Annotated in this window: 9 protein-coding genes and 3 rRNA genes; 9 read left to right on the top strand and 3 right to left on the bottom strand. The window is 41.0% G+C overall.

Going from position 1 to position 13,083, the window contains the following annotated elements; all coding sequences use genetic code 11:
• The 4 genes from DK924_RS15995 to glsB form a co-directional block, all read left to right on the top strand.
• A 23S ribosomal RNA gene (locus DK924_RS15995) occupies nucleotides 1–98 on the top strand; the annotation flags it as partial.
• Between the two features lie 138 nt (nucleotides 99–236).
• A 5S ribosomal RNA gene (gene rrf / locus DK924_RS15990) occupies nucleotides 237–351 on the top strand.
• 64 nt (nucleotides 352–415) lie between these two features.
• Nucleotides 416–530: ribosomal RNA gene (gene rrf / locus DK924_RS15985) — 5S ribosomal RNA — on the top strand.
• Between the two features lie 638 nt (nucleotides 531–1,168).
• Nucleotides 1,169–2,092, top strand: coding sequence for a glutaminase B (gene glsB, locus DK924_RS15980; protein ID WP_109875654.1), 924 nt, complete (start codon nucleotides 1,169–1,171; stop codon nucleotides 2,090–2,092).
• A 22-nt stretch (nucleotides 2,093–2,114) separates the two neighbouring features.
• On the opposite strand, the gene DK924_RS15975 is transcribed toward glsB, so the two are convergent.
• Nucleotides 2,115–3,419 carry an inosine/guanosine kinase gene (locus DK924_RS15975; protein ID WP_055013160.1) on the bottom strand — a complete coding sequence of 435 codons (1,305 nt, stop codon included), beginning with the start codon at nucleotides 3,417–3,419 and terminating at the stop codon, nucleotides 2,115–2,117.
• Nucleotides 3,420–3,596: 177 nt separating this feature from the next.
• Between DK924_RS15975 and tadA the strand changes: the two genes are divergently transcribed.
• Nucleotides 3,597–4,103 (top strand): tRNA adenosine(34) deaminase TadA, encoded by a 507-nt coding sequence (gene tadA / locus DK924_RS15970; protein ID WP_010390967.1) that lies wholly within the window; start codon nucleotides 3,597–3,599, stop codon nucleotides 4,101–4,103.
• Here the strand turns inward: tadA and DK924_RS18775 are convergent.
• Entirely contained in the window at nucleotides 4,100–4,270 is a 171-nt protein-coding gene (locus DK924_RS18775) for a hypothetical protein (RefSeq protein WP_008468235.1), read from the bottom strand. The two genes, tadA and DK924_RS18775, sit on opposite strands and share 4 nt — an antisense overlap.
• A 136-nt stretch (nucleotides 4,271–4,406) precedes the next feature.
• Complete coding sequence (mltF, locus tag DK924_RS15965; RefSeq protein ID WP_013464272.1) at nucleotides 4,407–5,870, bottom strand: membrane-bound lytic murein transglycosylase MltF; 1,464 nt, start codon at nucleotides 5,868–5,870, stop codon at nucleotides 4,407–4,409.
• Between the two features lie 211 nt (nucleotides 5,871–6,081).
• Here mltF and purL point away from each other — a divergent pair, with 211 nt between their 5' ends.
• From purL to DK924_RS15945, 4 genes are all read left to right on the top strand, one after another.
• Nucleotides 6,082–9,972, top strand: coding sequence for a phosphoribosylformylglycinamidine synthase (purL, locus tag DK924_RS15960; protein WP_109875653.1), 3,891 nt, complete (start codon nucleotides 6,082–6,084; stop codon nucleotides 9,970–9,972).
• 122 nt (nucleotides 9,973–10,094) lie between these two features.
• Nucleotides 10,095–12,536: a YdbH domain-containing protein gene (locus tag DK924_RS15955; protein ID WP_109875652.1), complete on the top strand. Its 2,442-nt coding sequence runs from the start codon at nucleotides 10,095–10,097 to the stop codon at nucleotides 12,534–12,536.
• Nucleotides 12,529–12,711, top strand: a complete 183-nt coding sequence (locus DK924_RS15950; protein WP_008115575.1) for a YnbE family lipoprotein — start codon at nucleotides 12,529–12,531, stop codon at nucleotides 12,709–12,711. The genes DK924_RS15955 and DK924_RS15950 overlap by 8 nt, the downstream gene beginning before the upstream one ends.
• A 9-nt stretch (nucleotides 12,712–12,720) precedes the next feature.
• Complete coding sequence (locus DK924_RS15945) at nucleotides 12,721–13,056, top strand: YdbL family protein (RefSeq protein WP_010390976.1); 336 nt, start codon at nucleotides 12,721–12,723, stop codon at nucleotides 13,054–13,056.
• Nucleotides 13,057–13,083: the final 27 nt, after the last annotated feature.

Genomic DNA, 13,083 nt, shown 5'->3' with positions numbered 1-13,083 from the left:
TGAAGGGCCGTTGAAGACTACAACGTTGATAGGCAAGATGTGGAAGTGGTGTGAGCCATTAAGCTAACTTGTACTAATTACCCGTGAGGCTTAACCATACAACGCCAAACGCGTTTTATGTGATAGTGAAACAAGCGAAGAAGTTAATATAACTAAAGTAGATATTTGAAGACTTTATTATCAGAAATTCCAAATTTTAGTTAGTACGTAGCGATACGGACTGACACCCAAATTTGCTTGGTGACAATAGCGTTTTGGACCCACCTGACCCCATGCCGAACTCAGTAGTGAAACGAAACAGCGCCGATGATAGTGTAGCATTTGTTATGTGAAAGTAGGTCATTACCAGGCTCCAAATTTAGTCGAAAGACTTTAAATTTAAAAAATTAATAATAAGAAAATTGAAAAGAATTTTCTTGGTGACAATAGCGTTTTGGACCCACCTGACCCCATGCCGAACTCAGTAGTGAAACGAAACAGCGCCGATGATAGTGTAGCATTTGTTATGTGAAAGTAGGACATTACCAGGATCCAATTAAAGAAACCCGTTACAGCAATGTAACGGGTTTTTTGCTATTTTGGGTTTAGTAAATAGCCAAGAACCCATGCCAAACTCAGTAGTCAAACAAAACAGCTCGAATGCGAGCCCCGCGGAAGGCCGCCCCGACACAATGATAGTGTGGCATTTGTTATGTGACTTTCTACCGCTGTGGGCACCATGACATTACCAGGAGCCAATTAAAGAAACCCGTTACAGCAATGTAACGGGTTTTTTGCTATCTGGGGTTTAGTAAATAGCCAAGAACCCATGCCAAACTCAGTAGTCAAACAAAACAGCTCGAAGGCGAGCCCCGCGGAAGGCCGCCCCGACACAATGATAGCATCGCATTTGCTATGTGACTTTTTACCGCTGTGGGCACTGCGACATTCTACTGCGCTGTCGCTACGAAGTAGCGCACCGACTCTAATTAAAGGCATCAGATTAAAGTAAAAAAAGTAGGAACTTAAAGCCCTTACTATGGTTTACTTATGCTGTAATAGTTTCGAAGTTTGTAGTGAAATATTTTCATTGATATCAGCGAATCCCTTATTTGCTCAACATTACCATGCGGTTATGGATCTGACGTGTTAAAATTTAGTTTTAGATTTCGTATTATTGAGGTGTCGATTGCCAACGAGTGATTACCAACGAGTGTTAAATGAGATAACTCAAGAGGTTAAGCCTTTACTAACGCAGGGTAAAGTTGCCGATTATATACCGGCATTGGCAGAGGTTTCTCCTGAGCAGTTCTCTATTGCTATTTATACTACGGAAGGAGAAATTTTCTGCGCCGGTGATTGTGAGCAACGTTTCACAATTCAATCTGTATCTAAAGTAATGACTCTGACATTAGCGTTGCAACGCTATGGCGATGAATTATGGAATAGAGTTGGCAAAGAGCCTTCTGGTACGGCGTTTAACTCTCTGACACAGCTTGAGTTTGAAAAAGGGATTCCACGTAACCCATTTATTAATGCGGGAGCGATTGTTACCTGTGATGCTCTGTATAGTCGTTTATCTGCACCTATGCACTCTATGCTTGAAACATTTCGCGATTTATCAGGTAATCGCAGTATTGTAATTGACAAGCAAGTGGCTAACTCAGAATATGAGTTTAGGCATAGAAATGCGGCAATGGCACATTTAATGAAATCATTCGGTAACTTTGAGAATGAAGTAGATGATGTCCTTTGGTCGTATTTTAATTTTTGTGCCATAGAACTTAATTGTATTGAACTTGCCAAGGCGTACAATTTTTTAGCCAATAAAGGGATAGATTACAGCTCGAATAAACGAGTACTTTCTAGTCGTCAAAACAAGCAACTAAATTCGTTGTTGTTTACCAGTGGCTTATATGACGCAGCAGGTGACTTTGGTTATCGTGTTGGCATGCCAGGTAAATCAGGTGTTTCTGGAACAATATTAGCGGTGTTGCCGAATAGATTTACAGTGGCAGTCTATTCACCAGGATTAAACTCTTTTGGTAACTCAGTGGCGGGAATAGCAGCATTAGAGCTGCTATCTAAAAAGCTTGATATATCTATATTTTAGCTTTGTTTAGCGTAATGGGATCTTATTGATCCCAATACACTTGTTCTAAACAATCTTCGCGCTCAGGCAAACCACGAGATAAGCGAGGAGAGTGCTGTACAAGTACTTCAAAGCTTGCACGGTTAGCATATTTGCTAATTTGTGCGAGCGAAGAGTAGGTAATGGCTTGTTGCTGATGCTTTGCTGAATTAGCAACATTCAACTTATGATAAACATTCGCTGATAAGTCATGTAAAACCGCGGCTAAAGCACAGTCACCGGCACCATTGGTATTTTTAATCGAGTCAGGCCCACCCATAAACGGCGCAGTATGGCTATATGCCTTTATAGGATTTTCACAGTCAATTTTACGCATTGCACGTGAAAATTCATAACGATTAAAATCTGGTATAGCACCCGGTAATAATGGGTACTCTGTTTCACGTTTGCAGCTGTCATCAACAAAGCCAGCCATAAATAAGCCTTTTTCACCGGCTGTACAAATAACTAAGTCAACCCAGTCTAATGCTTTGTCAGCAGCAAGAAGTGGATCTTCATATCCAGTAATTGCTTGGCCTTCTTCTTCGTTCATAGCAAGTATATCAACATGCTTTTCTACAAAGTTAGCCCACCATGTCGGGTCCTGCTCGATAAGAAACTTAGTCCCTAGAGTTAATACCACCGGTACATTTGCATCGTTAGCATACTTGATTGCTTGCATAGTCGCTTCGGTCATGGTTTCATCACCTTGAGTACGCATTAAATAAGCACTGATGACTAATGCTGATGAGCCTTCTATTAGCTCTTTATCAATTGACTCTGGCTTTAGGTAATTCATCAGGCCAGCACTAATAGCAAACGTGCGCTCACCTGTTTCATCAATCAAGGTAAAGCAACGGCCAATAGGACCATCGACTGGTTGTAAGTAGTCTAAATCTACACGACTTGAGTTATTACATAAAAATCGATAAGCATAACTGCCTATTTTTATATTTTCGCTCATTACGCCTAGTAGTACTGAACGATCATCAGCAAGTACGGAATAGTTGTGCATCGTGTTGCCAACGGTTCCTCCTGCGAATTCGTAATCGACCATATCGTTTAGTTTTAAGCGATCGTATAAAGCATTAGTGATGTCATTATCTATAACTTGCGACATCCCTCGGCGCAATTGAAATTCATCGAGAAAAGCTTGGTCAACCTTAGCTTCTATATCAACAACGATTTGATCGATCCCCGTAATATAGCTGCGGTGTAATCGTTCTGTGGCGTTAAGTTGATTGGTCAGTGGATCTTTGGCTTCCACTGGAAAATAATGTTTATGCCTGCGGCGTCCAGGAAATTTCATTTGCTACCCGTGTTGTGAGCTAAATAAAAAAAGCGAGAGATTATAGCGTAAATCCCGCCTTATGGGCCATGGTAAACCACTTAAATTTGTTTTATTTTTGCAATAAAGTGATCAATTACGCATTTTTTTACGGTAAGTTGGTATAATTACGGCATAAAAAATAGTTAAGTAATAATCATGACAGAGCCATTTGACGACCAATATTGGATGGAACAAGCCCTTGTGTATGCAAAACAAGCAGAGCAACTCGATGAGATCCCGGTAGGCGCCATTATTGTCAAAAATAATCAGCTTATAAGCGCGGGTTATAATCGCTCAATTACCGATAATGACCCATCTGCCCACGCTGAGATGATAGCGGTAAGAGAAGCCGGAAAAGTGCTTAACAACTATCGCTTAATTGACTGCACTTTGTATGTCACGTTAGAGCCTTGCTCTATGTGTGCAGGTCTGTTAGTGCACAGCCGAATTAAACGTTTAGTATTTGGTGCAGCCGATGCTAAAACGGGTTCTGCTGGTTCTATTATGAACTTGTTGCAAGAACCTCGTTTAAACCATCAAGTAGAAATAACGGGTGGGGTTTTAGAGACACAATGTGCTGAGACTATTTCTAGTTTTTTTAAGCGTCGCCGAGCACAAATTAAAGCCGCAAAGCTAGCCGCTCGCAACCTTAACAACGATTAGTCTGCAGCTGCTATTAAGGCGTCTAGCTCAGCCATTTGCTGCATAGCAAACATACGACGGCGCCAAATTATCTTTTTATGTAAGTTTCTTAACATCACTCGACGACGAGTGGCAGTTGAGTGTTTTATACAACGTTTAAGCTGATGTGTACGTCTACGTTTAAGCATTACTTATCCTTATGTGCTTGGTGATGACACAGATTTTAATACAATTGAGCCAGATTATTGAATAATTGATTGCAAGTAAACAACTATTTGCTTTTCTAACATGTAGCTAATATAGCGCGAAATTTTCATAGCGCTTTTATTTTTCTTTTTCTACGCCATCACTAATACGTTGATTTGCATCACCTGGTTTAATGCTTTTATCTTTTGTTTCTTTTTCTTTTTCTGTTTCGGAAGTTGGCGGTATAGTTGCCATTGCATTATTTTCATCTAGCCAAACAAGCGCATCGTAATAGCGACGAATATTATCAACATAAGTCACTGCAACATCACCGCGAGCATAGCCATAGCGTGTGTTACGGTAGTGACGTTTTTTTACTAGTAATGGTAAGCGCTTTTTAACGTCAGCCCATTTATCAGGGCTAGCTCCCTGTTGTTCGGTAATTATGCGGGCATCATTAACGTGCCCCCAACCAACATTATAAGCGGCAAGTGCAAGCCAAGTACGATCAGGCTGCGGGATTCTATCTGGTATACGCTTAATTAATTTAGCTAAGTATTTTGCACCGCCACGTATGTTTTGTTCTGGCTCTAAGCGGTTAGTAACACCGACTTGTTTTGCTGTGCGCCTTGTTAGCATCATAATTCCACGCACACCTGTTGGCGATTTAGCTCGAGGGTTCCACATCGACTCTTGGTAACTCAATGCAGCAAGTAAGCGCCAATCAAGGCTACCTGCATATTGTATAAACCAAGGCTGATATTTAGGCAGTGTCTCTTTTATTGCATCTATGTAGGCTAAGGTATTAACGTAATTAAACTGACGGACATGGCCAAAGTACTTCTCTTCAAGTACATAAAGTTGATTGTTTTGTTTTGCTTCACCAAAAAAAGGAACTAGCAATGCGTACAATGAGTCATCATTCGACTTTCTTAGTATCCATGCAATTGAATCATTACGGGTAACTGAAAAGCCAATACTCAAGTTAGGGTGATAGCGCCTAAACAACGCTAATGTATGTGAATCCGCTAAGGTGTAATCTATTTCCCCATCAATAACGGCTTGTAATAACTCTTCTTCATCAAACTCTTCGGTTTCACTCCAAGTTAAATCTGGGTTGTTTTGTTTTATTTCTTCTAATGTTAATGAATGACTACTTTTAGCGATAACGGTGAAGTTTCCGGTTAAATCATCAAAATCACGAGGGCGTTCACGCCCTTGTTTAAAAACTAATTTTTGACTTATCGTTCTGTAAGTTGGGCCATAGCGGTAACGTTTGGCGCGCGCCTTGTTAAAAGTAAGCCCAGAGGCAATTAAATCGAGATCGCCACTATCTAAGCGCGCAAACATATCGGATAAATTAAAAAAGGGCACAATTTCAAGCTCTACCCCAAGGTAGTCGGCGAATGCTTGAGAGAGTTCAAATTCAAAGCCTTGTTCTCCTTGAACAGCTTGATAATAATTACTTGCACTGGCAAGTGTACCAACGCGAATTTTATTTTCTGATTTAATTTGGGCGAGCTGTGTTGACTGCTCTTGTGTGTTACAGGCACACAAAAGGATGACTAACGTAATGATTGTTATTAGCTTTATCTTCAACATATTCGCCTCTTTAGCATCGTATCTCCTGTTATAACAAAACTTACTGATTACGTCACTTACCGTTTAATCGCAGCCAGTAAAAAATAGGTGTAAACAAAAAGAAAAAGTTAATTTAATGAAAAGCGCATTTTTGAGTTAAATCTGAGAGTAATTTGGACTATAATACGCGCCTAAAATATCGTTCAATCCCTAACCCCGGGTGAAATTACTTATGTTGATCCTTCGTGGTGCACCAGCACTTTCAGAGTTCAGAGTTAATAAAATTTTAGCGCGTTGCCAACAATTGCAACTTCCTGTCACCAATGTATATGCCGAATACGCTCACTTTGCCGATTTAACATCGCCATTAAACAATGATGAGCAAACCAAACTTGAGAAGTTATTAACCTATGGACCAACAATTGCTGAGCATGCGCCAGCGGGTCAGTTGGTATTAGTAACGCCTCGCCCTGGTACTATTTCGCCATGGGCTTCAAAAGCGACTGATATCGCTCATAACTGTGGGCTTAAGCAAGTTCACCGAGTTGAGCGTGGTATTGCTTACTATGTTGAAGGTGATTTAAGCGCCGAGCAACTTACACAGGTTACAGCGCTTCTTCATGACCGTATGACCGAAGCTACTCATAGTAAATTAGAAGATGCCGCGCAGTTATTTCGCAGTGATGCACCTCGCCAAATGTCATCAGTTGATATTTTAGGTGGCGGCCGTGAAGCATTAGCCGTAGCCAATATAGAGCAAGGGTTTGCACTTGCTGATGATGAAATTGACTACTTAGTTGAAAACTTCATCAAGTTAGGGCGCAATCCTAACGACATCGAATTATTCATGTTTGCACAAGCAAACTCAGAGCATTGTCGTCATAAAATATTTAATGCTGATTGGACTATTGATGGTATTGAACAGCCAAAGTCGCTGTTTAAAATGATTAAAAATACCTTTGAGCATAATCCTGAAAATGTATTGTCTGCTTATAAAGATAATGCAGCCGTAATGAAAGGCTCAAAGGCGGGTCGCTTCTTCCCGAATGCGCAAGGTGAATATGCGTATCATCAAGAAGACATTGAAATATTAATGAAGGTTGAAACCCATAACCACCCAACGGCAATTGCGCCCTTTTCTGGTGCGGCAACAGGGTCGGGCGGTGAGATTCGCGATGAAGGTGCAACTGGCCGTGGTTCAAAACCAAAAGCGGGTTTGGTAGGTTTTACTGTATCTAATTTACGTATTCCAGGTTTTGAACAGCCTTGGGAGAGTGATTTTGGTAAGCCTGGCCGTATTGTTAATGCCCTAGACATTATGACTGAAGGCCCATTAGGTGGTGCTGCGTTTAATAATGAGTTTGGCCGTCCTAATCTTTTAGGTTATTTCCGTACATACGAAGAAAAAGTAACGAGTCACAATGGTGAAGAGGTACGTGGTTACCACAAGCCAATTATGCTTGCCGGTGGTTTAGGTAATATTCGTGCTGATCATGTTCAAAAAGGCGATATTCCAGTAGGCGCAAAACTGATTGCGCTTGGCGGCCCTGCAATGAACATTGGTTTAGGCGGTGGTGCTGCATCTAGCATGGCATCGGGTCAATCAAACGAAGATTTAGATTTTGCTTCTGTTCAACGTGAAAACCCAGAAATGGAACGTCGTTGTCAAGAAGTGATCGACAAATGTTGGCAGCTAGGTGATGCAAATCCTATTGCGTTTATACATGATGTGGGCGCTGGTGGTTTATCAAATGCATTCCCTGAGCTTGTAGATGATGGTGGCCGTGGTGGTAAATTCCAGCTGCGCGATATCCCTAATGATGAGCCAGGCATGGCTCCACACGAAATTTGGTGTAATGAATCGCAAGAGCGCTATGTGCTTGCTGTGGGCGTTGAAGACTTTGCACGCTTTGAAGCAATTTGTAAGCGTGAGCGCGCACAATATGCAGTTATTGGTGAAGCAACAGAAGAGCGTCATTTAACGGTTGCGGATAGTCATTTTGATAACAGCCCTGTAGATTTACCACTGGATGTATTATTAGGTAAAGCACCTAAAATGCATCGTGATGTTACTTCGCAACAAGTAGTAGGCACTGCACTTGATATGGATGCTATTAATCCTGCGGATGCAGCGCAGCGTTTATTACGTTTACCAACCATTGCAGAAAAAACCTTCCTGATTACTATTGGCGATCGCTCTGTAACTGGTTTAGTAGCGCGCGATCAAATGGTAGGCCCTTGGCAAGTGCCTGTGGCTAACTGTGCAGTTACCGCAGCAACTTACGATACTTACCACGGTGAAGCTATGTCACTAGGTGAACGTACTCCAGCGGCATTACTTAATTATGGCGCCTCAGCACGTTTGGCTGTGGCTGAGTCTCTTACAAATATTGCTGGTGCTAATATTGGTGACTTAGAAAACATTAAGTTATCTGCAAACTGGATGGCGGCTGCGGGTCACCCTGGCGAAGACGCAGGTTTATATGAAGCGGTAAAAGCTGTTGGTGAAGAGTTATGTCCAGCACTTGGTTTAACTATACCTGTAGGTAAAGACTCGATGTCGATGAAAACGACATGGAAAAATGAAGATGATACAACTGAGCAATCAGTAACATCACCTTTATCACTGATTATTACAGCGTTTGGCCGCGTTGATGATGTGCGTAAAACGGTGACTCCACAGCTGCGCACTGATAAAGGCGAGACATCGCTTATATTAGTTGATTTAGGTGCGGGTAAAAACCGTATGGGCGCATCAAGCCTTGCACAAGTTTATAAGCAGCTTGGTGATGTTACTCCTGATGTAGACAGCCCTGAGTTACTAAAAGGCTTTTACAATGCTATGCAGGCGCTAGTGGCTGATAGTAAGCTACTTGCGTATCACGATCGTTCAGACGGTGGCTTGTTTACTACTATCGCTGAAATGGCGTTTACCGGCCACACCGGTGTAACCGTTGATTTAGCGACTTTGACTGGCTCGGATATTGAAGCGCTTTATAACGAAGAGTTAGGTGCTGTAATTCAAGTTGCAAATGCTGATTTAGATGCTGTAAATGCTGTATTTGAGCAGCATGGTGTTGCCGCAATTAGCCATGTGATTGGCTCGCTTAATAATGACGATAACATTGTATTTAATCGTGGTGAGCAAACAGTACTTAATCATACTCGTACTGAGCTTCGTACAATTTGGGCCGAAACAACCTATCAGATGCAAGCGCGTCGTGATAACCCTGAGTGTGCTAAGCAAGAGTTTGACGCTAAATTTGATGCAAAAGACCCAGGCTTAAACGTTAAACTTAACTTTGACTTAAACGAAGATATTGCTGCACCGTACATTGCGACAGGTGCTAAGCCACAAATGGCTATTTTACGTGAGCAGGGCGTTAACTCGCACCTAGAAATGGCTGCTGCGTTTAACCGTGCTGGTTTTGCTGCGGTAGATGTTCACATGAGTGATATTTTAGAAGGTCGTTTAACGCTTGAACAGTTCAAAGGTTTAGTGGCGTGTGGTGGCTTCTCTTACGGTGACGTATTAGGCGCCGGTGAAGGCTGGGCTAAGTCAATATTGTTTAACGATATGGCACGCGATCAGTTCCAAAGCTTCTTCCATCGTGAAGATACCTTTAGCTTAGGTGTATGTAACGGTTGTCAAATGCTATCAACATTAAAAGAGTTGATTCCAGGTACTGAACATTGGCCGCGCTTTGTAACTAATAAGTCAGAGCGTTTTGAAGCACGCTTTAGTCTGGTTGAAATTCAAGAAAACCCATCGGTGTTCTTTAATGGTATGGCAGGTTCACGTATGCCAATTGCAGTTTCACATGGTGAAGGTCATGCAGAATTTGCAAATGATGCGGCAACTAAGGCTGCACTTGCAAGCGGCACCGTAGCGGTTAAGTTTGTTGATAACTACGGTAACCCAACAACACAGTACCCAGCAAACCCGAATGGTTCACCTGAAGGGATCACCGGTATTACATCAACAGATGGTCGTGCAACTGTAATGATGCCACACCCTGAACGTGTATTCCGTGCGGTTGCTAACTCTTGGCACCCAGATGAGTGGGCCGAGGATAGCCCATGGATGCGTATGTTTAGAAATGCGCGTAAAAATGTAGGTTAATATACACGCTGGATTCATGATCTAAATGTAAGATAAAAAGGCTGCCTTGTGCAGCCTTTTTTGTTTAGACTGTTCAAGGTTCAAGGTTCAAGGTTCAAGGTTCAAGGTTCAATAAGGATAGTATGATCAAACGCATCGCATGGGGAATCGTGTTTTTATTTCTGAGTGTTTTAACACTGGGTTATGTATTTCGTATGCCTATAACTCAATGGGCTATAGCGCCATCTTTGAGCCAATCTGGCGTTGAACTACATTGTTTAGATTGGTCACTAAACTCAAATATTAGCTTAAACGTAAACCGATTATGTTTGACTTACCAAGGCCATAAAATTGAGCTTGGTGGCATTGTGGCTGATACAAAAAAAATAACTGTTGGCCGCGCTAATCTTCGTTTAAATGATAGCGAGAGTGTCTCAGCAAGTAATAATTCCTTCAAAAAGCTGGCACTTAGTTTACCCAAAGAGCGGCCGAAAATTGATATCAAAAGATTGTTAATTACCCACCCACAACTTCATGATGAACTGGTAGTTAGCATTGGTGAAGAGAAGCTAAATACATTTGTGATTTCAGGTGATGCAATCGCAGAGGTAACAGTCAGCAATCATAAAATTACTGGTCACTTTAAGTTAGTTGATGGATTACTAAGAAAGATAAAGCCGGTACCCGCGCTTTCATTAAACAGTGGGCATGAGTTCACCTTTGATGGGTTATCCGTTGATATAAAATCAAACATAGATGCTGAGTTTACACAGCAATTTAGTAAATGCCCAGCAACGCTAAAGGCTTTTGGTGATATGAATATTTACTATCACTTTAACGATAAAAAAGCCTTGTTAAATACACAGCAATTAACCAGCTTGGTAACGTTTGATAGTGATTGTTTGGCGCTTATAAACAATCAATCACAGCGTGAATTTGTAGCCAAGCAACTGCCGTTAAAATGGCAATTGATGCTCAGTGATACGGTAAAGTTTGAAAACGGACAACTTGTTATACCGTCAATGCTATTAAACACTAAAAATAGTGAAACGAAGCTGAGCCTGAAAAACCTAGCAATTAATATTCAGCAGCCGTTAGAGTATGCCAAAGGCAATATTAAGTTATTGTTTATCAGTGAAGACATTGAGCATATAGAAATAGATGCAGCTTTAAATAACTTGGCTGTGAATGGCAACTACCAATTAAACGTCGATGAGCTGCCTGGTTTTTTACCCGCATCAGCTAAAAAGGTAGCAAGCACTGGCCTATTTCAAATAGAGAATGTTTTACAACATAAAAAAAATGCGAAAATAACCAGCGAGATTGGTTTTGCTGAGCTTAGTTTTGATAAATTAACAGTAAAGGGCTACAAGGCACAGTTTACGACTGAGATTGACGATAAACAAAATATCAACGCAAGCTTGGATAGCCATTTACGCTCAGCGGCTTATGAGCAATACCAAGTGCGTGGTGTAAATAATCAATTATCAGCATCTTCTAGTTTGGCTGTTGGCGAATTATTTGTCGATTTAAACAGTGAAACTAAACTTACCCAACTTAACAGTGACTTTTTAAACCTAAGTAATATTCGCATAAGCTCTAAAGGCCTGCAAAGTCGGGCGCTTCAAGCCTCACATCATGTATTTATTGATGGTATTGAGTTGGTAGCCAGTCACCACATATCTGCTGTGGAACACCCATTTGAGATAACAGTTGCAGATCAAGCTGTGACTAAATTTAACCCTGTTTTACAGCAGTTTGAACCATTAGCCACGCTGACCGATGGTAGCTTTAATGGGGTTGTTCGCGGAGATGTTAATTTACAGCAGGCTGATTTTGCATTTCAAGTCGAACAGGTAAGTGGCTTATACAACGATTATTTAGCTAAGCATTTTAGCACTCGCTTAACGGGTTCTTATGATTCAGGGCAGCTTAATGTGGCTCCTACTACATTTGAATTAAATGAGTTACGAGCAGGTGCTGTTGTGAGTAACATTGTCGGTAATTTTAGTGTTGAGAACTCTATTGCTCGCGCTGAAAAAATAACTGCTGATGTACTTGGTGGTCGTTTTGCTTTGGATAGCTACAAAGTGACGGAAAAAGCGCAGCAGTCTTTGGTCACATTTGAAAATATTGATGCGAGTAAACTTATTACCTTAGATGATAAATCAGGCATTACACTAACTGGTCGAGTGAATGGCCGCTTACCTGTTTACTTTGATCAAAAAGGTATTTCGGTAAAATCTGGTGAATTATCTAACAAAGGAACAGGTAAACTAGTTATTACTGACAATGCAGCTTTTGATGCAGTTAAAGCTCAGCAACAAGAACTGGACCCGATTTTAAGCTTGTTGGAAGATTTAGACATTCAGAGCTTAAACAGTAGTGTTGACTTAAAGCCTGACGGTTGGCTTTATTTAGGTGTAAACTTAAAGGGATACAATAAGGAACAGGCGCAGCAAGTTAACTTTAATTACAACCATGAAGAAAATGTTTTTACACTCTTAAGAGCATTGCGCTTAAGTGATGAAATTACTCAAAAAGTTGAACAAGAGTATTCAACAAAAGGAACTAAAAATGACTAAATGGCTGATAATACTTACAGCACTGGGGTTGCTTAGTGCATGTACGCACCGCGTTGAAGTGGCAGCGAAAGAGCCTATCACCATTAATTTAAATGTGAAGGTTGATCATGAAATTCGCGTAAAAGTTGATAAAGAGCTAGATGACTTATTTAGCGATGACAGTGAGTTATTCTAAGGAGCAATTATGAGTTTATTAAAAAATAAAAAGTTAAACGTGATCACACTTTTAAGTGCCGCTTTATTGTCATTTTCTGCTTGGGCAATCAGTTTAGATGATGCTAAAAACCAAGGGCTTGTGGGTGAAAATAGCTCAGGTTATTTAGGTTTGGTTGTACAAAATGCAGAGGCTAAAGCGGTTGTTGATGAAATTAACGCAAAGCGCAAAGCACAATATTTAAAACTTGCGAAAAAGAACAACTTGTCACTTGCTCAAGTAGAAGCACTAGCGGCGGCAAAAACCATTGAAAAAACCCAAGCAGGGCATTTCGTTGAAGTTAATGGTGAGTGGGTTAAAAAATAACTCTGCGCATTATTAAAAACCAAAAAC

This window comes from Pseudoalteromonas sp. meg-B1, assembly GCF_003173795.1.
Taxonomy (GTDB): domain Bacteria; phylum Pseudomonadota; class Gammaproteobacteria; order Enterobacterales; family Alteromonadaceae; genus Pseudoalteromonas; species Pseudoalteromonas undina.
This window is presented reverse-complemented; position numbering and strand designations above follow the sequence as displayed.

Excerpts from the sequence above, each read along its gene's own strand:
- DK924_RS15975 (WP_055013160.1), bottom strand. The coding sequence starts at position 3,419 with ATGAAATTTCCTGGACGCCGCAGGCATAAACATTATTTTCCAGTGGAA.
- tadA (WP_010390967.1), top strand. The coding sequence starts at position 3,597 with ATGACAGAGCCATTTGACGACCAATATTGGATGGAACAAGCCCTTGTG.
- DK924_RS18775 (WP_008468235.1), bottom strand. The coding sequence starts at position 4,270 with ATGCTTAAACGTAGACGTACACATCAGCTTAAACGTTGTATAAAACAC.
- mltF (WP_013464272.1), bottom strand. The coding sequence starts at position 5,870 with ATGTTGAAGATAAAGCTAATAACAATCATTACGTTAGTCATCCTTTTG.
- purL (WP_109875653.1), top strand. The coding sequence starts at position 6,082 with ATGTTGATCCTTCGTGGTGCACCAGCACTTTCAGAGTTCAGAGTTAAT.
- DK924_RS15955 (WP_109875652.1), top strand. The coding sequence starts at position 10,095 with ATGATCAAACGCATCGCATGGGGAATCGTGTTTTTATTTCTGAGTGTT.
- DK924_RS15950 (WP_008115575.1), top strand. The coding sequence starts at position 12,529 with ATGACTAAATGGCTGATAATACTTACAGCACTGGGGTTGCTTAGTGCA.
- DK924_RS15945 (WP_010390976.1), top strand. The coding sequence starts at position 12,721 with ATGAGTTTATTAAAAAATAAAAAGTTAAACGTGATCACACTTTTAAGT.